Source organism: Bartonella sp. HY406 (assembly GCF_025449315.1).
Taxonomy (GTDB): domain Bacteria; phylum Pseudomonadota; class Alphaproteobacteria; order Rhizobiales; family Rhizobiaceae; genus HY038.
This window is the reverse complement of the sequence record NZ_CP104893.1, coordinates 3,037,336-3,063,253: the sequence shown is the minus strand read 5'-3', so window position 1 is coordinate 3,063,253 and position 25,918 is coordinate 3,037,336. Positions and strand designations below refer to the sequence as shown.

Here is a 25,918-nt window from a genome sequence, read left to right as displayed (position 1 = left end):
TATTTTATAGCTGGGCATTTTTATATCATGCCCAGATTTTGCGTTTTTGTAAAAGCTGTTTCTTTTATCTTGCCCACTGAAATGAAGGCAATTGCAAAACTACACAAAATGCCGAGAACCAAACCCCAAACCCAATATGGCGATTTCGGTAAAGAAATAATAAATTCAATATATTCTGACCAGTCGGGTAAAAAAACACCGCATGTAAATATTACAATCATCAAGGTAACGACTGTTCCACGCCATTTTGCAGAGAAATTCTCAACCAATAGAACCAATGGGACTGTACTTAGCACCGAGCCAGCTAAAATAACCCACACACCCAATAGCATGATGACAATAGAATAATCGCTATTCGTCGGAATAACTAAATTTAAAATGCAAACCAAAATAATAAAAATAAAAGTCCCCCATAAACTGTACCTTATAACTGGTTTTCGGCCAATAACATCAGACCATCTTGCAAAGCCAAGAGTTGAAATTATCAAAATCAAACTTGAAGAACCAAAAGACACAGAAAACAAAAAATCTTGGGAAAGATTGTTACTATATAACAAGATTATCAAACTAAACAAAGGTAATAGAAATAAAAATTGGGCAAGACCTATAAAAGCCAAGGTGCGCTTTATTTTTTTAGTTAAATCTATGGGCGCAATTTTAGCCAAAGAGATAAGATTACTGTTATTGACCCTATCTGGCTTTTTTAAGCAGAATATGCGTAGAACAACCAAGATAGCTGATAAAATTACACAGAAAAGCCAAATGGAAACATCTTCAAAAATTATTGTAATAATTTTTTGTGAATAAATTGGAATGCCTAAAAATAGTAAAGCATAAATAATATCAAGCAGAAGATTAAAACATAAAACCCGCTTTAATTGAAATTTATGCAAATTGATAGCATAGCGATTAAATACGAGACGTACCCCCAAAAGCGATATGATGAGTAATAGGAGTAACAAAAATTGAAAAAAATTTAAATAAATGGCGGTTAGGATGAAACTTACACTAAAAGCGCGATATCCCTTATCACTAGTTTCAATGAGATAAGATAAAGAAACTGCAAGCTCGGCACAATAAAATGCAAAAATAGTGATTTTCGCTAAATTGATAATGATTGATGCAATGGTTAACGGCACCAATCCTTCCACTATTACAAAAATAACTAGTGACATTAATAGCAAAAAAAATGCATTAAAAACTAATATAGCTTTGCGGTAATAGTAATCAGAGATAGACGCAAAAACAACAGCACCCATAAGTGTAACAACAAAGAAAAGCGGCGCTGGAATTTGCCATATTTCTATATCAAGGGGGATAGAAAATACATGCTTATTATCTGCAAGACTTCCAAATATTGCTAAATAGTTATGAAACAAAAATACGCCTAAAACTATTGCTAAAATTGGCATAAAGGATTTTTGCAGCTGATCCAATCTAGTCCTCCCAAGTTAACTTATTTAATGCTGCGCATTTTATATCTCATGTCAAAGATATATGGGAATAAAAATCGCTATAACTTATGCATTTCTTTGTTTAATATTGCGATAATAGTGCTAATAAGGGTTAATTGAAAATTATTGGCCGCCAAAGTCCGCCTCTATAAATATAATAAAGCGCATGGAGTTACAAAATGACCAGCAATGTTGCCTTAACCGGTCTTGCCCGTGATCTTAAAGAACACGCCAAAACGGGCAAGCCTATCCGCATTGGTCTTGTTGGTTGTGGAGAAATGGGCACCGATCTTTTAGCAGGCGTCGCGCAAATGGATGGTATTGAAGTAGCGGCTGTTGCAACGCGCACACCATCAAAGGTTATACAAGCAGCTGAAATTGCTTGGCAAGAAAAGGGCCACGCGAAGGAAGTTGAAAATAACACTGCCATGAGCGCTGCCATTGAAGCTGGACTTACCGCAGCGACCGGTGATCTTGATTTAATGCTGAATAACGAGCTTATTGATATCGTTGTTGATGCTACCGGTTATCCAGAAGCGGGCGCAGAAATTGGCATTAAAACCCTTGAAAACAACAAGCATCTTGTGATGATGAATGTTGAAGCTGATGTAACAATTGGCCCCTATTTGAAATATGAAGCCGATAAGCGTGGCTTAATTTATAGTTTGGGCGCTGGTGATGAGCCATCATCTTGTATGGAGCTCATTGAATTTGTGTCCGCCCTTGGTCATCCGATTGTTGCCGCAGGTAAGGGCAAAAATAATCCATTAAAATTTGATGCTATTCCCGATGATTATGAAGAAGAAGCTTCTCGTCGTGATATGAATGTGCGCATGCTGGTTGAATTTATCGATGGTTCTAAAACCATGGTGGAAATGGCAGCCATTGCCAATGCAACTGGCCTTGTGCCTGATTGTGCGGGCATGCACGGCCCAAAAGCCAGCGTAAAGGAACTAAGCAACGTGCTTATTCCAAAAAGCGATGGTGGTATTTTACAAAAAAGCGGTGTGGTTGATTATAGTATTGGCCAAGGCGTTTCACCTGGGGTTTTTGTGGTGGCTAAAATGGACCACCCACGTATTCATGAACGCTTGCGAGATTTAAAAGTAGGCGAGGGGCCTTATTTTACTTTTCATCGTCCCTATCATTTAACCGCTATGGAAGTGCCCCTTACTTGCGCCCGGGTCATGCTTTATGGCAAAGCCGATATGGTGCCTTTACCGCGCCCAGTTGCTGAAGTTTGTGCTGTCGCCAAAAAAGACCTTATGCCGGGCGACAAGCTTGATTTTATTGGTCTTTATACCTATCGCGCTTATATTATGACCATGGATGATGCCAAGAAAAACGATGCAATTCCTTGCGGTCTATTAGAAGGCGCGAGCGTCACTTCACCAATTAAGCAAGGTGAATTGATAACCCATAAAAACGCCACCATACGCGAAGATCAGTGGATTGCCAAATTACGCAAACGCCAAGATGATCTTTTAAAAAGTGGTGCTTTAACTTAATATAAAAACTAGTAATGCGGCGGCCGTGTAATAGGAATAGAGGGCTGTATTTGCTCTTCAACATTTAAAAAACGCTCGGTTAAACGATCGAGCTTTCTTTGCATGGCATCAATAATTTTCCATTGCTCGGTCAATGTAGTTGATAAATCATCAATCATTTTTTCCTGCTCAGTAATGCGGCATTGCAAGGCAATTATTTCTTTTTCCATGACGTGTTCCATAATAAGTGTAGTCTTATGTCAATAAAGCAAACTAGAGGCAGGACCAATTAATTTCAACGAAATCTTATAAAAAGATTTTGTAGGCAGGAGAAGAGGAAGCACCAAGAAATATGAAGTTTTTGAAGACACTTTGACAAAATTATCATGAAAATTTACGTGCATATTGAACAGAACACCAAAACAACGGCTTAACGCTCAATCCTGTAAACCCCAATTTTTCGCTTTCCGGCGTGTATATTTCGCAGTTTATTGTGCTTTTTTCTTTCAATGAATAGGCCTGCCCCAATTCTCCGTCTTGCATCTACCAACATAAAAGTGTTTCTATTGATATCAATTTAGAATGTGGTGAGCTAACATAGTTTTAAATAAGCGAGAGTTTTTACCATGATAAACACGGAAAAATTCGTGCCAGTTAAAAATATCGAATGGTTTGAAGTATGGTTCGATGACGGACTTATGCCACCTTATATTCTCTACTATTAACAAAAACAAAAAATATTGATGAATATATTATTTATGATTTATTGAAGTCTCCTAAAGCTGACAGAATCTTTAATTGCTATGAAGACGAATATAGCTGCGTAAAGGGACGCGAACGAATAATATAAATTCAAATTAAACGAACGCTCTAAGAGCGTGAAATGCCTTTTTTAAAATTAAAAAACGCCCCACTATTATAATTTATGCGAACTTATATTGGTGTTTCACAAAACCATTATTGCAATTTTCCAAATTATTTTTTCTAAATTTATCAATATGTTCTAAAAGACAACGTTTAAATATTGACCGCATTATCATTGTCATCAACAGATAATTTCATCTTATCAGTTTTACATTGTCTCATTTACGCAACAGTTGAATGAAACCGTCATAATTTTGCTACAAGCCCGCCACAATTAATCTTGACATATAGGCTCATAAATCGCTAGCAAATAGATAAATGAATTAGCTCAGGGGAAATAACTATGACTATAATGCCGAAGAAAAAGGATTATGCCCAGTCGCGACTGGTGAATAATATGGCTGTGCGCCTAGGATTGGCAGCAACGCTAACGTCCTTGCCGCTAGTAGCGCAAGCACAAAATACTAACGCAACCAATGCAAATAATAACAATACTAATGTTGGCGCCAATAATGGTTCTACCGTTCTTGAAACGGTAACCATCACCAGCGACACTGGCAGTATTAACACCAATAATGCACAAACTGGTTCTTCACGTATGCCAGGAAGCGTTCGCGAAGTTCCGCAAACAGTCAACACTGTTCCAGAACGCATTATGCAAGAGCAAAATGTAACAACCCTTGAGCAAGCTTTGCGTAATGTTCCTGGCATCACCGTCACCACTGGTGAAGGCAATGGCGGTATGAATGGTGACCGTTTTAGTATCCGTGGTTTTGAAACCTTGGGTGATACTTATCAGGACGGCTTGCGCGATTTCGGTGTTTATGTTCGTGACAGCTTTAACATGGAGCAAGTTCAGGTATTCAAAGGCCCTAACGGCGAGAATTTTGGCGTTGGTACAACTGGTGGTGCGATCAATACTGTTTCTAAAAAGGCTCGCCTTGGTACTTTTGGTAAAGTTGAAGGTACAGTTGGCAATGGCCCACTTTATCGCAGCACGATCGACTATAACAAGCAAATCAATGATACAACCGCTGTTCGTTTTAATTTAATGGGCAATTGGCAGAATATTGTTGACCGCAATCAGAACACATCTGATCGTTGGGGCGCAGCTGCATCAGTTGGTTTTGGTCTTGGTACAAATCAGACATGGCATTTAAACTATTACTTCCAACATAATGACCGTACCCCTGATTATGGTGTGCCATTCGTTAAAACGCCTAATGGTTACTTCTATCCTGTGACTGAATATGGTGTGCCACGCAAGAATTTTTACGGTAAGCATAGCGATCAGGATAAGTCTGACATCCATATGGTTACTTCAAATTATAGCAATGAAATCAATGATTGGTTAACAATCAAAAATGATACACGCTATACACATTTCTCACGCTGGTTTACCACAACACCTGCTAATTGTGGCACTTCTGGTGGGCTAACAGCCGGTTGTACAGCAGCCCTCTTTGGTGCAGGTGGCAATCCAACACTCGCTATTGGTGCTGGTGGCGGTGTAAGCTATGATCAAACAAGTTGGGGCATCCAAAATGTAACGACAGCAATCGCCAAATTTGAAACAGGTGCACTTCGTCATGAAGCAGTGCTTGGTCTTGATATGATGTATCAAAAAGATGAGCGTCAGGGCTATCGCTACATTGGCAGCAAAGCAACCCATGCGCCAACCCTTTGGACCGAAAATTTTGACTCAAGCTATTATCAGCTTGTTCCAAATACGGCCAATTACAAGGATGCTAATTCACGATCATTCGCTGTTTTCTTAAGCGACCGTGTTTGGTTTACTGAACAGCTATCGATTTTGGGCGGTGTTCGTTGGGATCATCAAAAGACCAATTACGATTTGACCGGGGCAAATGGTATCACATCTAAGTCTGCTAGTGCAGATTATGCCAGTCCTAAAGTTTCACTTATTTGGGAACCAACCAAAAGCCAAAATTATTATTTAACCTATTCGGTTTCTAAGAATTTGCCAGCTGGGCAGTATATTACCTCTGACGTGAACCCTGTTTCAAGCGGCATGGCAGATTGGAAGCCTGAAAAAAGCGAGCTTTGGGAAGTTGGTGGCAAACTTGATCTTTTTGATGGCAATCTTGGTCTAACCGCTGCTGTTTTCCAGGTAACTAAGGATAATTCTATCCATTCAGATCCTGATGGTGAACTTACCTTCTCAGGTGACAAAGAACGCGTTCGCGGTTTTGAAGCTGGTTTAACTGGCAATATTACCGAGCAATGGAATGTTTATGGTTCCTATACCTATTTATGGAGCCGTGTTCTTGATGCCGAGGAAACTGAAACTATTGGCAATAGCGTTGGTAAAGTTGCAAAAAATGCTGCAAGTATCTGGACAACTTATGATCTAGCACCTCATATCGCAAATCTTGACGGCAAATTGCTCGTTGGTGGCGGTATGACCTATCGTGATGCTATGGCAATTCGTAGCGATGGTATGGCGCGCGTTCCCCATAGCTTTACATTGGATGCACTTGTTTCCTATGAAAATGAAAAATGGAAAATCAGCGCCAATGCCTACAATCTTACCAATCGTATAAATTATGATAATTTCTTTGAAGGTCGTATTGCATCGGTTGCACGGACTATCCCTTCATCTGGCCGGTCATTCACTTTGAGTGTTGCTGCCAAGTTCTAATCATGTGATTTTGGTCAAAGGCTTTCCAACGCCTTGGGCCACTTGAGCACTATGAACAATAAGCAGCTCCGATAAAACAGGGCTGCTTGACTATTCAACCTTAAAATCAAGTCTCGGCATAAATCTATGCTGGGCTTATATAGTGATGCTCCCCGCAAGACCGTAAAGGCCTTGTGGGTTTTGTGCTGTCTAAAAACAATAATTCTACTGAGCCTACATATTAAAAAGCATCATAGTTGAAATATAACCAAGAGAGAAAAAGGTGTAATATGATTGTACAAATACCCAATATTTTAACTCCTGAAGAAGTGAAGCTATGCCGCGAAAAATTGGAAGCCTCGCAATGGGTTGACGGTGCAGCAAGCGCAGGCGAGCAAGCTAAAAAGGTTAAGTTCAATCTGCAAATACCACAAGGCTCCAATGAGTCAAAAGAACTAGGCGAGATTATTCTAAATGCCCTTGCCCGTGATCCAATTTTTAACTCGGTAGCCATGCCAAAACATGTCTTTCCACCATTGTTCAATCGATATGATGTTGGCATGCGTTATGGCGAACATGTGGATGGCGCATTTCGATCCGTCGCTAGTGGCGCACGCATAAGGCAAGATGTTTCAACAACAATATTCCTAACCGAGCCTGAAGAATATGAGGGCGGCGAATTGGTGATTATTGATGGCCATAATGAAAGCCATATTAAACTGCCTGCTGGCTATGCAATCGTTTATCCAACCATTAGCTTGCACCGCGTTGAAGAAGTAACCAAGGGATCGCGCTGGGCATCATTTTTCTGGACACAATCCTTAATTCGTGATGTATTCATGCGCGATACATTGCATGAATTAGATATGAGTATTCGCAATTTACGCGCTATTTTGCCTGATGACCATGCCGATATTTTGCGCCTTGTGAATATTTATCACAACCTTTTGCGCCAAAATTCAGATCTTTAACAATAATGCCAGCCTTGGCTTTTAAATCAAGGCTGGCATAGTTACACCAATTTAAATTAAAGGTGCAATTTTATGTCGCCCATTCGCCAATGGCCTGCAAAACTGCTTGATAAAATGCTTTTGCCACAGGGGGTGAATACGAGCAATCAAGCTAGTGCACCTCTTCCTGATGCTCATATTTTTTTACTACGCCAACCCTTACTAAAAATTAGCGACTGGGAAGCGCAGTTAAAGACCAATGAAGCAGCTCTTCATGCCATGCGTCTTGCTGAACAGGGCAAAGCAAAAGCGCAAGTTCAATTTGCCCGTATTTTACTATTGGGTCTTGGTGTTGAAAAAAACCAAACGGAAGCCTTTGCATGGTTTGGCAAAGCTGCCGCCCAAGGTAATATAGAAGCCATCAATATGTTAGGGCGCTGCTTTGAACATGGTTGGGGCATTGACCAAAATTTTAACCAAGCTGCCCATTATTTTTCAAAAGCGGCCACTCTTGGTGATGATTGGGCGATGTTTAATTTAGCAGATCTTTATCGCCGTGGTGACGGCGTTCAAAAAGATGAACAAAAGGCTTTTGAACTCTATAGCCAAGCCGCGCTAAAGAAAAACCCAAAATCTTTTAATATGCTTGGTCTTTTTTATGAAGAAGGCGCGATCATTCCCCAAGATATCAATGTTGCTAGCAATTACTTTCGCCAAGGGGCAGAACACGGCGATTGTTGGGGCTGTTTTAACCATGCCCGCATGCTGTTAGCCAACAACCAACCTGATGAGGCTTTTTCTTGGCTTGAAACATCGTTAAATCATCAAAATGACGATTATTGTCAAACCTTGGTAAAGCTCTTTGGCCATCATAGCAATTCGCAGTTACGGGCCATTGCGCAAAAGGCTGCCGCGCTGATTGCGAATAACCAAATTGAAAAATAAGTAATAGGAAGCTAATAAAAATGACAGTCATTCCCCATGACGCAGTTTCTCTTTATGACTATGAACGTTATTTTTGTGAAAAAATGCCTGCCGATATTCTTGGCTATATTAATGGCTATGGCGCTGATGGCATTACCTATCACAATAATCGTCATGCTTTTGATAAGCTTTCGCTTTGGCCGCGTGTGTTAAAAAGCTTAAAAAATGCCAATACCAATTGTGTATTTGATGGGTTTTCACTACCATCACCCGTTATTATTGCTCCTATGGCCCATCATCAATTGGTTGATATTAATGGCGAAATTACAACGGCTCAAGCTGCTTCTTTAACCAAAACGCCATTTTGTGTCAGCACACAAGCAAGTTGCAGCTTAGAAAGCGTGGCAGCAAGTGCGCCTAATTTATATTTTTTTCAGCTCTATAAGCGCAAAAATATCAATGACAATCTCGACCTTGTTGATCGCGCTCAAAATGCTGGTTATAAAGCTATTGTTTTAACCGTTGATACGCCAGTGAGCGGGGTGCGCAATTGCGAAATGCGTGCGGGGTTTCAATTGCCCAAACATATAAAATCGGTAAATCTTGCGCCCTATGATGATGAAGAATTCATTGCAAAAAACGCAGGAAGTCCAGTTTTTCAAGGCATGCTTGATGATGCAGCCGATTGGGAGTTTTTGCAAATGCTATGCAATCATGCCCAAATACCTGTTTATGTTAAAGGAATTTTACACCCGCAAGACGCACAAATGGCAATTGATGCAGGGTGTCGCGGCATTATTGTTTCCAATCACGGGGGGCGTGCGCTTGATAGCGTTCCTGCCACAATTACGGTTTTGCCATTCATTGCCAAGCAAGTAGCAGGACAAGTACCGATTTTGCTTGATGGTTCTATCCGCCGTGGCAGCGATATTGTTAAAGCACTGGCGCTTGGTGCAAAAGCAGTGTTACTTGGTCGGCCAATATTACATGGCCTTGGCGTTGCCGGTATGGTGGGAGTTGTCCATGTGCTAACTCTATTGCAGACCGAACTTGAAATAGCCATGGCGCTTTGCGGTTGCGCAAGTCTTAGCGATATTAGCCGCGATATAATCTATTGCTCCCCCAATATATAATTATTTTAAAAAAGCTGAATATGTATAACTTCACATAGTTTTATAAAATATATTTATAGTTATTATAACCTAAACATCAAATTTTTTATATTAAACCTTTATTTTTTTTAATAAATATTTTAAAAATTATGAAATTGCTATTTTTATATGGATATATAAGTAATGATTAAAATAAATATTTGCTTCTTGAAAAAATCTATCATCATTGCCTTGTTACCCCTTGCATTATACGGTTGTAATTCTTTGCCTGAAGCAACGGATGAGCAACTTATCGAGTTTTTTGCCCATCATCCAATGGGCATGAATGGCAGATTTGGTGGACCTCCAACTATATCAATGTCAACATTAGAATGCCTTGCCATTTTATCCAATGCAAGTTTTGATGGCTTTGAAAAACCACCAAAAGAATGGGCTGATATGATGCGTGGAGATTGTCAAGGATTTCTATTAAGCTTGGTGAATGATAAAGACATCAATGTCATTGGTTTTAAAATGAAGGATTTTGAAAGCAAGGAATTAACTGAACGTGTCTATAAGCTTCGTGCGGTTAGTCTTGCTGCCTCAGAGCAATACCGAATTGAGCAGAACAAAAAGCGCGAAGAACAGAGCGAAAAAGAACGGCAAGAACAAGAAAAAAAGCGCGAAATTGAAAAACAGCGCCAACTTGCAGCGGAAAATGAGGCCAAGCAAAAAGCAATTGCCGAATTAAAACAAGCGCGCGATCAATATGCAGCCTTTGTAACTTCACTTGATACACGCTTACCACAATTACGTGCCACCTGTAACGAACATAAAGCGTTAACGGAAGAGTTTCGTAAGATTGATAGCACACGTGCTGCAACAATCAATTTGATGCGTGATGATATTTGTACAAGTAATTTTGCCAAGTTAAAATCGGAAGCAAATGAGCTTTTAAGCAAATGGAATCGCCTAAAAGTCACTGGCGATGGAACGTCTTGGCGCTTCCATAAGCCCTATTTGAACACATTAGCCGACGATAACCGGATTAATTCTGTCATGGAAAAACTGACCAAAGAAATAAATGAAATGAAAAGCAAATTGGGTCGCTAGGTATTTTATTGAATTAAAAATGCTTCAAGATCGGACACTACGAGTATCTTAAAAAACTAGCATGCAAATGGTCGTACCTTTTTGGTGTAGTTGTTATTAAGCATAGCAACTGCACCAAAATTTTATCCAAATGGCTTTGGCTTTAAAGGCTTACATAGCACCGGCATCAACTAAAACAAGCTCTGCATCTTCCAAGGCTGTGACCCGAATTGTGTCTTCATTGCTAATTGCGGCACCATCACCGGTATTGATTGCAATCGTGTTAATTTCCACTTTGCCCTTGGCTGGAACCAGATAGCCAAAGCGGCTATTATCAGCAAAGTGATAGTCAACGCTTTCGCCCTTTTTTAATGTTGCTCCCAATACGCGGCCATTGGTACGAATAGGCAAAGCATCGCTATCACTATCAAAGCCACTTGCTAACACCACAAATTGTCCTGAACGCTCGCCCTTTGGAAAAGGCTTCGTGCCCCAAAAGGGTTTTCCACCTTTTTTGTCGGGGAAAATCCAGATCTGAAATATTTTTGTATCTTCATTTTCGCTATTATATTCTGAATGTTGGATACCTGTTCCAGCACTCATCACTTGCACATCGCCTGCAACAGTGCAACCTTTATTGCCAAGACTATCTTCGTGAGAAATTGCCCCTTCACGCACATAGGTGATAATTTCCATATCATTATGGGGATGGGTTGGAAAACCAGTGCCAGCCGCAATTATATCATCATTCCATACCCGTAATTTACCCCAATGCATGCGATTACGGTCATGATAATTAGCAAATGAAAAATGATGCTTGGCATTAAGCCAACCATGATTTGCGGCGCCCAGGTCTTTAAAAGGTCTATGTTCAATCATTATCTCGTTCCTTGATAATTTCTATTTTAATTAATCAAGAATATAAGCTATGGCCTCCTAGTTGAGAATGAGCAAAGCGGAATAACAAACTTTCCAATTTTGATATCTCATTTGCAAATATTCAAAGATGCTTTATGCATGTATAGTGAGCTTAAAACAGCATTGATAGGCATGGGATCAAAGACATGGGATCAAAGGCATGGCAACAATATTACCCGATTTAGAAGGATGGGCAATATTTGCCAAAGTTGCAGAAATGGGATCTTTTGCTAAGGCAGCCTCCGAGCTTAACCTTTCGCAAGCAACCGTTTCCAAAGCAATTTCCCGTTTAGAGACGCGGTTAAATGTCATGTTGGTGCAACGCACATCACGGGCAATTTCTTTAACCGAGGCTGGATATGCCGCATTAGAGCGTGCCATCGCTATTCTTGAAAATGGTCATGCAATTGAAGAAGAAATAAGCGAGCAAGCAACAAGTTTACGTGGCCGCATACGTATTTCGTTGCCAATTTCCTTTGGGGTTAAATATGTAGCACCCATCCTTACTGATTTTTTGATGCAACACCAAGATGTTGAAATTGACGCGGATTATTCCGATAAGCAGATTGATCTTATTGAGGATAAAATCGACCTTTCTTTACGGATTGCCAATATGGTTGATTCAAGCCTTATTATCCGCAGTCTTTGTTCCGTGCGCATTCTTCTGGTTGGTTCACCAAGTTATTTTGCCAATCATGGTAAGCTCGAGCATCCGCGTGATCTTGCCAACCATAAGACATTTAAATATGCCTATAATTTTGGTAAAAAAGGTTGGAGTTTTGTTCATAAAGAGCATGGTGAATTTACCCAAATAACCAAGGCGCAAATGCAAGCTAATAATGCTGAAGCTTTAACTCCTGCTTTACTTGCTGGATTGGGTGTTGCACTCCAACCAGAATTTCTAGTTTGGGATGAGTTGCAAAATGGTAGCTTACAAACAGCATTGGATGATTGGCACATCAAGCCATTAATGCTGCATATTGTGACACCGCCAGGGCGTAAAAGACCACATCGGGTGCAAGCCCTTATCGACCATATTGCCCAAGCACTAACCAAACAGCCTTGGGTTCACGCAAAGGCATAAAATTAAACGAGAATAAGCCGGTTAGAAAGTTTCAAGCGTAATTTCAACCGCCGATTAGGTAGCCGCAATTGAAAGCGCTTTTTGCCAATTGTTGTTTTGTCTGTTAACAAAGATTGCAAGGGTGCATATTCACGCAAAAAATAATCAAGCGGCGCACATTCACGAACTGGGCGTAATTCATCAAATTCGTCAATCACCATCATTGGTAAATTATAAAGATCAGCCCATAGCCGCCAATCCAATAGCACGTCATCATAATTATCAGAAATCAACAAAGGAATAGAAAGGCTAGGGTCTTTATGCACCAGCATCAATGCCAATAAATTATCATTTTTACCGCCCTTTAAACGATGGGCGCTCACACCGTAATAAGAGGATAGCGGAATAATCTTAATGACATTGCTATCTTGTGGTAAATCGCTATTAGCTGCACTGTTATCTTGCTGCACAATAATAGTATTTTCTGTCAATGTGCCACAAAATACTGTATTTTGACCGTGAAAGGCAATTTTTTGTGGCAAATGGCAAGGATCCAATCGCAATTCATGCATATGCTCACTTTGTTCATTCCAGCAATCTGCCCAACGTCCTGCCATTATAACCCTCATTACTTCAACAAAAAATAGCACATTTCAACTTTATAAATTGAAATGGCTCAAATACCCTCCCCAACAGGGTATGTATTAAAGCTTATAAAGATAAATATTATCAGGAAACTTAATGGCTAAGGTTAATCAATTATGTTTTTAAATTAAATAAATGTTTGGTTAGCAAAAAGCTAATTTTATACTATGTTAAAAAATTCGTTTTGAAACATAAAAAAAGAGCCGTTGTTACGGCCCCTTTAACGTTGAAAGAACGAAAAGACTAAATGTCAAAACGCGCGGTTACCGGAACATGGTCAGATGGTTTTTCCCAGCTGCGTGCCTCTGTTTTAATATCTATCGCCTTTAAATGGCTAACCAGATCTTTTGAACCCCAAATGTGGTCAAGACGGCGGCCTCGATTAGCAGCTTGCCAATCTTTAGCGCGATAGCTCCACCAAGTGTAAAGCTTATCTTCAGGCGGAATAATTTCACGCATTAAATCGACCCAAGCACCTTGATGAAGCACTTTATTCAGCCCTTCAACCTCGATCGGCGTATGGCTAACAATTTTTAACAATTGCTTATGCGACCAAACATCGTTTTCAAGGGGAGCAATATTCAAATCACCCACTAAAATGGAAGATATACCATCATTTTCATCAGCGCGGATCGCTAACATTTCTTCTAAAAAAGCAAGCTTATGAGCAAATTTGGGGTTAATTTCGGGATCAGGTTCGTCGCCACCAGCAGGTACATAAAAATTATGCAGCCGAATTTTCTTATTACCTGCTTCAAAAACCACCGATACATAACGGCGATCATCAATAGTACAGAAAAGCCTAGTTTTCATATCACTCAATGGTAAGCGTGATAGAATTGCGACACCATGATAGCCTTTTTGGCCACTAATTGCCATATATTCATAGCCGGCAGCCTTAAAATTTTTAGACGGAAAGGCATCATCAGGACATTTTGTTTCCTGCAAGCATAAAATATCAGGTTTTTCTTGGTTTAAAAAATCAAGCACGATATTTTCGCGCAACCGCACCGAATTAATATTCCAAGTGGTAATAGATAAGGTCATGGGGTTTAGAACGTTCCTTGCAAGTATCAGTAGGGCAGAAAAATACTGCTTTATTGATAGTTTTTTTAGGGTTAGAACCTATTATATTATAAAAACGGTAAAATAGCGCAAAACTATATAAATACAAGCATAATGTCCATTCAAGCTCTTCACAACTCGTTACAATAAGATGCTTTATATATTTTATTTGCGTTTTTATTTTCGGTGATGATCGCCAAAACAATCACCACAAGCGGCAAGGGTTTCAATAACGCGGCAATCATGAATGGTGTGGTTTTCACATTTTTCAGTCATGCGAACCAGTTCTTTTTCCAATAATTTTAACCGTTCAATGCGTTGACGCACCGCTTGCAATTGGGTCACAGCAATGTGATCGGCTTCACCGCAGGGTTGCTCTGGATGTTTTGACAATTTAATCAACTGCCTTATTGCTTCTATCGAAAAGCCAAGCTCACGTGCATGAAGGATGAAAAGCAGGCGGTTGTAATGCGTTTCGTCATAGCGGCGTTGGTTGCCGCTGGTACGTTCTGCCTCATCTAAAAGACCAATTTTTTCATAATAGCGAATGGTTTCTATATTGCAGCCAGTGCGTTTTGCCAGTTCGCCAATAGAATTTTGCCGCATGGTCATTTTTCCTCTTGAACCTGTAGTTACTACAGGGATTACATAAGAAAGACAGGAATAAAATACCAGCCTTTAGTTGCAATGAAAGGCTAAAAATTGGAGCTTATACCATGTCAAACAATGAATTTACGCAAAAAGGGCAAAATGTAGACGATCAAAAGCATGACCATAATCATCACCACGATCATAATCATCACCATGACCAAGAGATCGCGCTTATTGAAGGTGACGAAAATATACCTCAACAAGGTGATATAGTTTGGGCGATTAAAGGTATGGATTGCGCTGCCTGCACAGTAAAAATCACCAATGCAATGAAAAATATGCAAGGCGTTGATAATGTCCGTGTATCATTAATGCGCGAAACCTTATCTTTGCAAATAGATGAAAGCAAAACCACCCCACAACAAATCGAAAAGACAATTGCTAGCCTTGGTTATAGTGCAAAGCCGCTAAATGACCAAAAGCAACCAAATATAACAGATGACGTTGTTTGGTGGCAAACAGCTAAAGCACGCATGGTGTTTTCAGCAATTAGCCTCGTCATACTTGCCTATATTATTAGTTTTATTACACCGCAATGGGCTGCGCCAGCTTTCATGGCTGCAAGCCTAATTGCCCTTTATCCAGTTGCAAGCCGCGCCTTTGCCGCCATACGCACAGGTAGTTTTTTCACCATTGAGATGTTGATTACCATCGCCGCTATTGGCGCAATTTTTATCAATGCTGCGGAGGAAGCCGCCATTGTCATTGTACTTTTTTTGATTGGCGAATTATTAGAAGGGGTTGCGGCAGGGCGTGCCCGCGCGGGCATCAAAGCATTGCATGACCTTGCCCCTAAAACTGCGTTTATTGAAACAAAAGAAGGGCTTATTGAAACATCCGTTGATGCTTTGAAAATTAACGATATTATTATTGCCCGCACTGGTGATAGGATTGCTGCCGATGGCATGGTTCTTGATGGTATATCAAGCGTAAATGAAGCACCAATAACCGGTGAATCAATGCCAAAGACCAAAGAGCAAGGCGATAGTGTTTTTGCCGGCTCGATTAATCTTGGTGATGCCATGCGCATTAAAGTGCTAAAAAACGCTAGCGATAATACCATTGCCCGCATTATTGAACTGGTTGAAAATGCCCAAGAAGCAAAAGCTCCAACCGAGCGCTTTATTGATAATTTTGCCCGCTATTATATGCCGATTATCGTTGGAATCGCCTTACTCACAGCATTGATACCACCGCTATTGTTTGATGGTGATTGGCAAAAATGGATTTATAAAGCGCTTGCTCTCTTATTGATTGGCTGCCCATGCGCTTTGGTTATTTCCGTTCCAGCCTCAATTGCATCGGCTTTAGCAAGTGGTACCAAACGCGGATTATTGATTAAAGGCGGGCAAGTGTTAGAAACGCTTGCCAAAACAAGCATTATTGCCTTTGATAAAACTGGTACGCTCACCAATGGCACGCCAATCGTTAGCAAAGTATTTGCAGTCAATAATAATACGCTTGATGAAAACGTGGGCAATATAGTTAGTATAGCAAGCGCCATGGAAAGCATATCGAGCCACCCGCTTGCGCAAGCCATTGTCACTTATGCAGCAGAGCATGATATAAAGCCATGTGATTTAAGCAATGTAAGCACGTTGCAAGGCAAGGGCTTAACTGCCGATTATAATGGCAAAACACTGTTTCTTGGTGCACCACGCTTTGCCAAGGATTATGCCACCCTAACGCCATTGGTTGAAGCTAAAATTACCAAGTTAGAAGAAAAAGGCAATACAACAATCGTACTTGTTGAACAAAATGCAGTCATTGGCATTATTGCAATGCGAGATGAACCAAGAAAAGACGCAAAATCGGCAATGACCGCCTTAAAGCAGCTGAAGATAAAGCCACTTATGCTAACCGGTGACAATAGCCGGACAGCAAATGCTATTAGCCAAGAGCTTGGCATAGATGCCTATAGCGAGTTGCTACCGGAAACGAAATCAAAAATTATTGCCGATTTAAAAACCAAAGGTTTAACTGCAATGGTGGGCGATGGCATTAATGATGCACCAGCGCTTGCCTTGGCTGATACTGGCATTGCCATGGGCTCTGGCACCGATGTTGCACTTGAAACGGCGGACGCTGCTATTTTACGCAACCGTGTTAGCGATGTTGTAACCTTAATAAAAATGGCCAAAGCTACGATGCGTAACATTCACCAAAATGTTGCCATTGCGCTGGGGTTAAAAATTGTATTTTTGCTTGCTACTTTATTCTGGTTTACCGATTTATGGCTAGCCATTTTTGCTGACACCGGTGCAACTTTGCTAGTAACCTTAAATGCGCTGCGGCTCTTAGCTTGGAAAAAAGATTAAAGCTAAGGTCAGGCGTTGATTAAGCATCACCATTTATTTTAACCCAAAAAAGGTGCTTCACACAATTTGCGAATTGCTCTAATAGAATAGGGTAATAAAGATTAAATGATGGAGAGCTTTTATGAGTGGTGATGCACAAGGTTTAATCGATAAGGCATCCGCCTTGGTTGAGGCAGCAAAAAAGGCTGGTGCCGATGCGGCTGATGCTGTGGTTATCCGCTCACGCTCACGGCAAGTTAGTGTGCGGCTTGGCAAAGTTGAATCGACCGATAGTTCAGAGAGTGATGATTTTTCATTACGCGTTTTTTTAGGCAAAAAAGTTGCAACTATTTCGGCTAATTCTCAATCCGATCCTCAAGCTTTGGCAATTCGCGCCGTTGCTATGGCAAAAGTATCTCCTGAAAACCCTTTTGAAGGTTTGGCTGATCCTAAACTTTTGCAGCATAAGCCACGTGATCTTGATTTATTTGATGCAACAGATTTAGATAGTGCAGCTTTAACCCATGAAGCGCTTGCAATGGAAGAAGCCGCATTAGCTGTAAAGGGCGTCAGCAATTCTGGCGGTGCAGGGGCAGCATGTGGCGCAGGCGGCATGGTATTGGTGACAAGTGATGGTTTTTGCGGCCATTATATGAGTTCGCGATTTTCTCGCTCTTGCAGCGTTGTTGCCGGCACTGGCACAGCAATGGAACGCGATTATGATTATAGTACGGCACTGCACTTTGCAGACCTTGATCATAGCCATCATATCGGACAAAGAGCAGGTGAGCGTACTGTTGCCCGCCTTGGCGCGCAACGGGCAAAGACTGGCACAGTCGATGTGATTTTTGATCCACGCATGGCGCGCGGTATTGCCGCCCATATTGCTAGTGCAGTTAATGGTGCATCAGTTGCTAGAAAAACCAGCCTATTGCGTGAGAAAATGGGGCAAGCCATCATGCCGCAAGGCATCACTATCACTGATAATCCGCTCAAAGTGCGGGGCAGCTCGTCCCGCCCGTTTGATGGGGAAGGCGTTGAAGGGCAAATGCTGGAAATCGTTAAAGATGGTGTTTTGCAAAATTGGCTCTTATCCACCTCTGCCGCAATGGAGCTTGGCTTAACAACCAATGGCCATGGCGTACGCTCATCCAATAGCGTTGCGCCGGCATCCACTAACTTTACCATTGAAAGCGGTAATATCAGCCGCGAGGATATGATAAAGTCACTTAAAAGCGGTTTTTACGTCACCGAATTGGTTGGTCATGGTGTCGATCTGGTAACAGGCCAATATAGCCGCGGTGCATCGGGCTTTTGGATTGAAAATGGTGAGATTACCTATCCAGTGAGTGAAGTAACTTTGGGCTCCAACCTTTTACATATGTTTGCTCATATGCAAGCGGCAGACGATCTTGACCGCCGTTATGGCATTGCTTCGCCAAGCTTGTTAATTGAAGGAATGACACTTGCCGGAAAATAATAGCTTAAGACATCAAGCAATAAGTGATGATTTAAGACTGATAAGCGATGCGGCGCGTCAAGCAGGTCACATCGCTATGGGCTTTTTTAAACAAAATCCCAAAATTTGGCATAAGGAGGGTAACTCTCCGGTAACAGAAGCTGATTTTGCGGTTGACCGCTATTTGAAAGAAGCTTTGCTAAAAGCGCGTCCGCAATATGGTTGGATATCTGAAGAAACAGCCGATGAACGCCCCGCCCAGCAATATCAACGTTTCTTTGTGGTTGATCCCATTGATGGCACGCGTGGTTTTATCGAAGGCCAAAATAACTGGTGCATTTCTATTGCGATTATTGAAAATGGGCGCCCAATTTGCGGCGTCCTGCATTGCCCGGTAACTGGCGAGCATTTTATCGCCCCCATTAATGGCAAAGCGTATAATAATGATATGGTTTTAGCCATTGCCAATGATGAGTATTTTCGCCGCCCTGTTATTTCATGCGCTGGTTCATGGATGAAAAAGATTACACCAGAACTGCACCAAGATTATATTTTTAAAGCCAATGTGTCGTCACTTGCCTATAGATTAGCCCTTTTTGCTAGTGGCAAGGTTGATATGGTTTTGGTGCGCCCCAATGCCCATGATTGGGATATTGCCGCTGCCGATATCATTGTTGAATGTGCAGGTGGTGCTTTGCTTAACAGGCAGCAAAAGCCACTTATCTATGGAAAAGAACCATTTTGTCACGGTATTTTGATTGCCGCATCAGCAAAAAATTTTAAAATAGCTTTAGATATTGTACATAAAGCGTTAAAAGATTAATCATCATTATTATTATTCAAATATACGAAATAAAGCGGTTTTAAAGTAGTTTTACCCAATGTTATTGCACTTTAAAATTATTAAAATTCAAGGAGACTATAATGCCCGCAACAGCTGAAAAAAAACAGCTTCTACACCTTGTTTTTGGTGGCGAGTTAAAGAGTGTTGACAGTAGCGAATTCCGCGATCTTGATAAGCTTGATATTGTCGGCATTTACCCAGATTATGCTTCAGCACAAGTGGCATGGAAAGCCAAAGCACAAGCCACAGTTGATAATGCATTGCAACGCTATTATGTTGTGCATCTTCACCGCTTGTTAAATCCTGAAGATGAAGGCGCATAGGTTTAGGGTCAGGACCTATTAATTTAAATGAAATGGCACAATAAACAGCAAAAATATACAAGGAGGAAAGCAAAAAGTGGGTGGTATACCCATTTGAGCTTTATGACGCAGTAGATTACAGCTGTTTTTGTGTCCTTTCAGGATATGAGAAATTTTCGCGATAACTTTGTCGAAACCCCTTGAAAATATTTATATTTCCTGCGGTTCTTCTCCTTGTTCTCACAAAAATTTCCTCATACCATTTCGTTCAAATTAATAGGTCCTGACCCTAATCTTCTAGGTTAAAACCTTTATTTTTAATTGGGCATTTTGGTTTTTTATGAATTGCCAAATGCCCAATTTTATTTGTTAGTGCATAAACAAATTATGCAGCAATTTTTAGATCATGACGCAATTACTCTGCCTTGATGATTTGCGGTTCACCAAGCGATAGCATCAAACGATTTGCCCAATTAAAAAAACTAGCGGCATGAATAACATCACCAATTTCATCATCATTAAGCCCAGCATCATGCAAACCATCAACATGGCTTTGATTAAAATGTGGCGGTGTCTGGGTAAGGGCAATAGCTGCTGCGATAATAGCATTCCAACGCGGTTGCAAATCTACATTAACACCATTTTTTAACAAATTATCAACATCATCAACACGTTTGGAATATTGTGCAGCATGGCGGGCATGAACTGAGGCACAATAAATACAGCCATTAAAACGTGATGTTGCGGTGGCGGCCAATTCACGTTCTGCCCTTGGTAATCCGTCCTTAGTATTATAAAAAATGTCCTTATCTGCTAAGGTGCGTGCTTCCAAAATATCTGGATCACGCGCTAAAAGGGTAAAATATTGAGATTTTGCCCTTGCACTATCAACAAGAGCTGTTCTTTGCCGCTCGGTCAGTTCAGCTTCAAGAATGGGTGATAACCAAGGTAGCCAATCGAAAAAATCGCGAGAAAAAACATTTGGCGCATTATTTTGTAATGCGTTATTAGCAGCGTTATTGCTCATCATATGCCTCCCTTATGGCTTTTGCACGGATTGCGGTTTATTGGCTAAAACTTTCAAACCAACGACAAGGCGAATTTGATAGCTAAGAAAAGCAATAAGCTGGGAAAGCGTCACAATATCATCATTAGACCAACCCGCATGAACAAGCTTATCAATATCATTTTTGGCACTATCACGCGGATGAAAGACCAATAAATGACCATGCTCAAATCCGGCAATTAACTTATCACCAAGAGAACCGCGCAAACCATCATCAGCCTGCCATAAAAGCCCATCTTCATCTTCGCGACTTAAAGGACCAGTAGGATAATGCCCATAAGGGCCGGTGGTTAAAGCAGTTTCTGCCGCTTGTTGGACAAAATCTGCCTTTTGCGCAGCAATTTTTGATAATTTTTCAAGGTAAAACTGCGCAGCTTCATCCACTTGATGTAAAAGTGCAATGAAAGCCGCTACAGCAAAACGATCGGCTATAGAAAAACTAGCATTATCTTTATTTTCAAACAAAGCTTCATAGCTTTTTTGGGTTTGAGTAACCGTAATTGGTCGGCGTTGCCGCAGCGCAAGTTTTTGCCCAACCATTTTATCAATAACATCACTATCAGCCATCAAATCAACCCTTTATCGAAAACATATTGAAATAAAATACCTAATCAATTTCGCATTTTTAATGCAAAAGTTAATGATTAAGTGAAAGACCAAGCGCCGGTGCAACCTCTTGGGCGGTAAGCTCAATCGATTTTAAAATATCTTCGTGAGGTGGCTCTACCGAATGGACTTGGAAGACGATATCTGTTGCCCGCAACAAAGTTGTATCCTTTTGCAAAGATGCAATCACCTCGTCAGGCGTGCCGACATGCAAATCAAAAGAAGCTATCAATTCTTCAAGGCTATGTCCGCGAGCTGGTTGCCCTGCTTTTTCAAAACGCTCAGCCGCACGACGTAGTCCAACTTCAGCAAGGCTTAATGCTCGCTGGCGATCCGTTGATACAAAAAGGCTGCGCGATGCCATAATGCGCGGTATTTTACCCTTTGGCAATGCCGCCAAATAGGCATCAATAATCGGGTTTTGCAAGGCATCAAGGCTCGCATCACTATTGTCTTTTGGGCGTGGTTGGGTGCGCGATAACATCAAACCATCACCTGCTTCACCGGCAAGTTTACCGCCAAAGCTTGAAAATGTCGCCATCCAAAAACGATCTAATAAATGCGGTGCAGGTGGATAAAGATGATTGCCTTTGTAAAGATCTTCACCATTAAAGGCAGCGCGTAAAACTTTAAGGTAATTTGCATAAACTTCGCCGCGATTATCCGGATCAACGCCAAAGGCTTCAAAAGACTCGCGCGTGCCACCAGTGCCAAAGCCAAGCTCTAAGCGCCCATCAGATAATAAATCCAAAACCGCAGTATCTTCTGCAACTCTTATCGGATTTTCCATCGACAAAGTGATAACACCTGTGCCAAGGCGAATTTTATTGGTTTTAGCGGCTAAATTTGCCAAGAAAGCAACAGGGGAGGGCAAGCCACCTTCATCGGGATGAAAATGGTGCTGCGCCACCCAAGCAGTGTGAAAGCCAAATTTTTCAGCATGAATAATTTGTTGTTGCGCCAAGGCATAGCGTTGTTTTGCGTCAACATCATCTAATAAACGGGTAAAAAAGCCAAGTTTTCGGTTTTTAAAAAAATCATTTACATTTGTCATAGCAAACCTTTAAATTTCAAAATCTATGTCATTTATAATTGGGCAGAAAGCACCGATTTATGCAAAGCATTGGCCTTGCCCGGAATTGCTGCAATAAGCTCTTTGGTATAATTTTGCGAAGGGTGAGTAAAAATATCTTCAACACAGCCACTTTCAACGACACGTCCATTTTGCAAAACGGTAACTGTATCAGATATTTTACGCACAACTGAAAGATCATGGCTTACAAAAATATAGGTCAAATTTGCTTCTTTTTGAAGCCGCTCAAGCAGGGTCAATATTTGTGCTTGCACCGTAACATCAAGGGCTGAAACGGCTTCATCTAAAACCAAAATATCTGGTCTTAAAATAAGCGCGCGGGCAATTGCTACCCTTTGACGCTGTCCGCCAGAAAGCGCATGGGGACGGCGATCAATAAAATCTTGTGGTAACTCCACCTCAGCCAACAAATCCAACACACGCGCGCGCCGTTCTGCTTTACTCACAGGTTGAAAATTGAGTAAGGGTTCCTCGATAATTTTGCCAATCGTATATTGCGGATCAAGCGAGCCATAAGGATTTTGATAAACAAGTTGAATATGGCGGCGAAATTGGCGTAATTCTTCGCCTTTTAAGCCGGTCATATCGGTGCCATCAATAATGATTTCGCCACTTGTTGGTTTTAAAAATCCACATAAAGCTCGAATAGTGCTAGTTTTACCCGAACCAGATTCACCAACAATTGCATGGGTTGTACCGCGCTGCACACTAAATGAGAGATCATCAATAGCACGATAGGTTTGCCGTCCACCATAATCAATATCAATATGACGCAGCTCAACCAATATATCACGATCAACCAAATCGAGTTGGCGGATCGGCGGCACGGTTAAAGATGGATCATTGGCAACCAGTTTTTTGGTGTAACTTGATTGCGGATTGGATAAAATCGCGCGGCTATCACCACTTTCTTGAATGGCACCATTTTGCATGACGATAATGCGATCAGCACGGTCGCTTGCAACACCAAGATCATGGGTTACCATTAACAAACTTGAGCCAAAATCTTGGCGAATATCATCAATCAAATCAAGAATGCGTCTTTGCACCGTAACATCAAGCGCTGATGTCGGCTCATCAGCAATAATAAGCTGTGGTTTTAATGCGATAGCTATCGCAATCAACACACGCTGACGCATGCCGCCTGATAATTCATGCGGATATTGATCAAATCGCCGTTGCGGTTCGCTAAGCCCAACCTGATGTAGTAAATCAACTACTCTTTCCTTGATTTCTGCTTTGGCGACCGCTTTATGAATTTTAAATATTTCGCCAATTTGCTGACCAATCGTCATTAATGGATCAAGTGACGAAGACGGATCTTGCGGAATTAAGCTAATCACCTTACCGTGCAGATTACGCAATCGCCGCGCTGACCAATCGCTAATTTGGGCATTGTTAAGTGTAATTGACCCATGATCAATACGCGCATTATTAGGCAATAGACCTAAAATTGCTTGGGCGGTTGTGGTTTTACCTGAACCCGATTCCCCAACAAGAACCAAGGATTCGCCTGCCTTCATACTAAAGGATACATCATGGGTAACGCGGCGCCAGTTGTTTTTATCACGATAGGCGATGGAAAGATTTTGCACATCAAGAAGCAAGTTGCTCATCATGGCCTCCACTGGGTAAGGGCGCGGCTAACGCGGTTGGCGGCCAAAACCACCGCAATAATAAATAGCCCGGGAATGATGGTAAGCCACCATGCGGTCGCAACATAATTTCTACCCTCAGCAATAATCAATCCCCATTCAGGCGTCGGTGATTGCACGCTATAACCAAGAAAGCCAAGGGTTGCGATTTGCAGCAAAGCATGACCAAACTGCAACGCCGCATAGCCAACCACCGTATAAAGCGCATTGGGCAAAATATGACGATAAATCACCTGCAAAAATTTACCACCAGAACCAAAGGCAGCTTCCACATATTCGGCATGACGAATACGCGAAACCTCGGCACGGCTAAGGCGGGCGAAACCAGCAACCGATGTAACACCAACGGCAATCGCCACTTGCAGCGTACCAAAGCCCATTAAAGTAATGAGACTAAGCGATAATAGCAGTGATGGAATTGCTAATAAAACATCAATAAACCGCATAATAATAGTGTCTGTTTTACCACCTAGCGAGCCTGATATAAGACCAAGCAAACCACCAATAACAAAACCAAAAGCGACCGCTGCCAAGGCGCCTGAAATGGAATAGACCGCCCCATAAATAATACGTGCATATAAATCACGGCTTAAATCATCGGTACCAAACCAATGATCGGCGCTTGGGGGTGCAAGTTGTGGGCCACTTTCAACAATTGGATTATAGCCAGTAAAGAGCGAGGGAAAAACAATAAAAGCCAAAGCCAAAACAAGAATAAGAATGGCTAGCAATAAACCAATGGGCTGGCGCAAAAATGACAGCTTTAAAACTTTATCGTGACCACTCATGCGGCTTTTCCTTTACTTTTTTTAAGGCGCGGATCAATGAACGGGAATGATAGGTCAATCAACAAATTGATCGTTACAAAAGCAAGTGCGGAAATAACAACAATTGCTTGCAAGACAGTAACATCTTGCGAGCGCACCGCCTGTTCTGTCATTTTGCCAATTCCACTTAGGCCAAAAACTGTTTCAGTTACGACCGCACCGCTGATTAATTCACCAAACAGCAAGCCAGCAACAGTTAAGGTTGGCAAAGCGGCATTGCGCAAACCATGCTGCCAAAAAATTCGCCATTTGCTTGCCCCCTTCGCTTGTAAAACCATAATAAAGGGACGGGTTTCAATTTCATCCATAGCGCGCATTAATATTTGCGCCATCGGGGCAGAAATGGGAATGGCAAGCGTTGCAATTGGCAAAATCAACCCTTCAATTGGTCCGGGGGCAATAACCGAAATCCAGCCTAATTCAAAGGAAAAAACCTGCACCATGATAATGCCAATCCAAAAAAGCGGAACAGCAAGAAAAAGGCTTGGCAAAGATAGAAATAAATTTTTTAACCACGCAAATGGAGAGAAGCTCGATAAAAGAGTGAGCAAAAATGCCAATATAATTGCCGCAAGAAAAGCAAAGCCAGCCAATTGCAATGTTGGCGGCAAATTAACGACCAATTGCTCTGTAACTGGCACACCAGCTTGAATGGAAAAACCAAGATCGCCATGAAGAAAATTACTAAGGCTTTTTAAATATTGCAAAAAGACTGGCTCATCAAAGCCATAACGGCCGCGCAATTCTTCAATCTGCTGTGCGTTTAACCCATATTCAGGATTTAAAAATTTAAGCAATGCTGCATCGCCCGGCATAACCTGCAAAAGGATAAAAGATGCGGTAAATGCAGCCCATAAAACAATGAGTGCCTGACCCAGCCGATTAAGACTATAACGCAGCATGATATTCTTTCCTTAAACTGGC

23 protein-coding genes are annotated in these 25,918 nt (G+C 41.4%); 11 read left to right on the top strand and 12 right to left on the bottom strand.

All coding sequences use genetic code 11. The features are described from left to right. Positions 1–20: 20 nt before the first annotated feature. Positions 21–1,436, bottom strand: coding sequence for an MFS transporter (locus N6B01_RS12890; RefSeq protein ID WP_262079122.1), 1,416 nt, complete (start codon positions 1,434–1,436; stop codon positions 21–23). Between the two features lie 197 nt (positions 1,437–1,633). On the opposite strand from N6B01_RS12890, the gene N6B01_RS12885 reads away from it, so the two are divergent. After that, positions 1,634–2,962, top strand: a complete 1,329-nt coding sequence (locus N6B01_RS12885; RefSeq protein WP_262079121.1) for an NAD(P)H-dependent oxidoreductase — start codon at positions 1,634–1,636, stop codon at positions 2,960–2,962. Positions 2,963–2,970: 8 nt separating this feature from the next. Here the strand turns inward: N6B01_RS12885 and N6B01_RS12880 are convergent, their stop codons facing one another. Then, positions 2,971–3,171 carry a SlyX family protein gene (locus N6B01_RS12880; RefSeq protein WP_182418146.1) on the bottom strand — a complete coding sequence of 67 codons (201 nt, stop codon included), beginning with the start codon at positions 3,169–3,171 and terminating at the stop codon, positions 2,971–2,973. Positions 3,172–4,148: 977 nt separating this feature from the next. On the opposite strand from N6B01_RS12880, the gene N6B01_RS12875 reads away from it, so the two are divergent. The 5 genes from N6B01_RS12875 to N6B01_RS12855 all read left to right on the top strand — a co-directional run bounded on the left by N6B01_RS12875 (position 4,149) and on the right by N6B01_RS12855 (position 10,524). After that, complete coding sequence (locus N6B01_RS12875) at positions 4,149–6,467, top strand: TonB-dependent receptor (protein WP_262079120.1); 2,319 nt, start codon at positions 4,149–4,151, stop codon at positions 6,465–6,467. A gap of 269 nt (positions 6,468–6,736) precedes the next feature. Next, a complete protein-coding gene (locus N6B01_RS12870; protein WP_262079119.1) occupies positions 6,737–7,417 on the top strand; it encodes a Fe2+-dependent dioxygenase in 681 nt (226 codons plus the stop codon). A gap of 72 nt (positions 7,418–7,489) precedes the next feature. Beyond that, positions 7,490–8,341 (top strand): tetratricopeptide repeat protein, encoded by an 852-nt coding sequence (locus N6B01_RS12865; protein ID WP_262079118.1) that lies wholly within the window; start codon positions 7,490–7,492, stop codon positions 8,339–8,341. Positions 8,342–8,361: 20 nt separating this feature from the next. Further along, the gene (locus tag N6B01_RS12860; protein WP_262079116.1) at positions 8,362–9,453 is read left to right on the top strand and encodes an alpha-hydroxy acid oxidase; all 1,092 of its coding nucleotides are present in this window, start codon (positions 8,362–8,364) and stop codon (positions 9,451–9,453) included. Between the two features lie 162 nt (positions 9,454–9,615). After that, the gene (locus N6B01_RS12855) at positions 9,616–10,524 is read left to right on the top strand and encodes a hypothetical protein (RefSeq protein ID WP_262079114.1); all 909 of its coding nucleotides are present in this window, start codon (positions 9,616–9,618) and stop codon (positions 10,522–10,524) included. Positions 10,525–10,674: 150 nt separating this feature from the next. Here the strand turns inward: N6B01_RS12855 and N6B01_RS12850 are convergent, their stop codons facing one another. Continuing rightward, a complete protein-coding gene (locus N6B01_RS12850) occupies positions 10,675–11,382 on the bottom strand; it encodes a pirin family protein (protein WP_262079113.1) in 708 nt (235 codons plus the stop codon). Positions 11,383–11,581: 199 nt separating this feature from the next. Between N6B01_RS12850 and N6B01_RS12845 the strand changes: the two genes are divergently transcribed. Further along, a complete protein-coding gene (locus N6B01_RS12845; protein WP_262079111.1) occupies positions 11,582–12,505 on the top strand; it encodes a LysR family transcriptional regulator in 924 nt (307 codons plus the stop codon). Between the two features lie 2 nt (positions 12,506–12,507). Here the strand turns inward: N6B01_RS12845 and N6B01_RS12840 are convergent, their stop codons facing one another. From N6B01_RS12840 to N6B01_RS12830, 3 genes are all read right to left on the bottom strand, one after another. Beyond that, positions 12,508–13,101 (bottom strand): DUF6101 family protein, encoded by a 594-nt coding sequence (locus N6B01_RS12840; RefSeq protein ID WP_262079109.1) that lies wholly within the window; start codon positions 13,099–13,101, stop codon positions 12,508–12,510. A gap of 271 nt (positions 13,102–13,372) precedes the next feature. Continuing rightward, positions 13,373–14,176 (bottom strand): exodeoxyribonuclease III, encoded by an 804-nt coding sequence (gene xth / locus N6B01_RS12835; RefSeq protein ID WP_262079107.1) that lies wholly within the window; start codon positions 14,174–14,176, stop codon positions 13,373–13,375. Positions 14,177–14,371: 195 nt separating this feature from the next. Further along, on the bottom strand, positions 14,372–14,800 hold the full coding sequence (locus tag N6B01_RS12830) for a MerR family transcriptional regulator (RefSeq protein ID WP_262079106.1): 429 nt from the start codon (positions 14,798–14,800) through the stop codon (positions 14,372–14,374). A 110-nt stretch (positions 14,801–14,910) separates the two neighbouring features. On the opposite strand from N6B01_RS12830, the gene N6B01_RS12825 reads away from it, so the two are divergent. From N6B01_RS12825 to N6B01_RS12810, 4 genes are all read left to right on the top strand, one after another. After that, positions 14,911–17,163 carry a heavy metal translocating P-type ATPase gene (locus N6B01_RS12825; RefSeq protein WP_262079104.1) on the top strand — a complete coding sequence of 751 codons (2,253 nt, stop codon included), beginning with the start codon at positions 14,911–14,913 and terminating at the stop codon, positions 17,161–17,163. Positions 17,164–17,284: 121 nt separating this feature from the next. Next, complete coding sequence (locus N6B01_RS12820) at positions 17,285–18,622, top strand: TldD/PmbA family protein (protein WP_182418132.1); 1,338 nt, start codon at positions 17,285–17,287, stop codon at positions 18,620–18,622. Continuing rightward, positions 18,609–19,424, top strand: coding sequence for a 3'(2'),5'-bisphosphate nucleotidase CysQ (locus tag N6B01_RS12815; RefSeq protein WP_262079103.1), 816 nt, complete (start codon positions 18,609–18,611; stop codon positions 19,422–19,424). The genes N6B01_RS12820 and N6B01_RS12815 overlap by 14 nt, the downstream gene beginning before the upstream one ends. Before the next feature lie 101 nt (positions 19,425–19,525). Then, on the top strand, positions 19,526–19,768 hold the full coding sequence (locus N6B01_RS12810; RefSeq protein ID WP_262079102.1) for a DUF4170 domain-containing protein: 243 nt from the start codon (positions 19,526–19,528) through the stop codon (positions 19,766–19,768). A 394-nt stretch (positions 19,769–20,162) separates the two neighbouring features. On the opposite strand, the gene N6B01_RS12805 is transcribed toward N6B01_RS12810, so the two are convergent. From N6B01_RS12805 to N6B01_RS12780, 6 genes are all read right to left on the bottom strand, one after another. Continuing rightward, positions 20,163–20,774: an alkylhydroperoxidase domain protein gene (locus tag N6B01_RS12805; RefSeq protein ID WP_262080673.1), complete on the bottom strand. Its 612-nt coding sequence runs from the start codon at positions 20,772–20,774 to the stop codon at positions 20,163–20,165. A 12-nt stretch (positions 20,775–20,786) separates the two neighbouring features. After that, the gene (locus N6B01_RS12800; protein WP_262079101.1) at positions 20,787–21,380 is read right to left on the bottom strand and encodes a CMD domain protein; all 594 of its coding nucleotides are present in this window, start codon (positions 21,378–21,380) and stop codon (positions 20,787–20,789) included. Between the two features lie 70 nt (positions 21,381–21,450). Then, the gene (locus tag N6B01_RS12795) at positions 21,451–22,473 is read right to left on the bottom strand and encodes a putative FMN-dependent luciferase-like monooxygenase (protein WP_262079100.1); all 1,023 of its coding nucleotides are present in this window, start codon (positions 22,471–22,473) and stop codon (positions 21,451–21,453) included. Positions 22,474–22,505: 32 nt separating this feature from the next. Further along, on the bottom strand, positions 22,506–24,128 hold the full coding sequence (locus N6B01_RS12790) for a dipeptide ABC transporter ATP-binding protein (RefSeq protein ID WP_262079099.1): 1,623 nt from the start codon (positions 24,126–24,128) through the stop codon (positions 22,506–22,508). Continuing rightward, positions 24,128–24,955 (bottom strand): ABC transporter permease, encoded by an 828-nt coding sequence (locus tag N6B01_RS12785; protein ID WP_262079097.1) that lies wholly within the window; start codon positions 24,953–24,955, stop codon positions 24,128–24,130. The genes N6B01_RS12790 and N6B01_RS12785 overlap by 1 nt, the downstream gene beginning before the upstream one ends. Next, the gene (locus N6B01_RS12780; RefSeq protein ID WP_262079096.1) at positions 24,952–25,896 is read right to left on the bottom strand and encodes an ABC transporter permease; all 945 of its coding nucleotides are present in this window, start codon (positions 25,894–25,896) and stop codon (positions 24,952–24,954) included. Before N6B01_RS12780 ends, N6B01_RS12785 begins: the two co-directional genes overlap by 4 nt. Positions 25,897–25,918 lie beyond the last annotated feature (22 nt).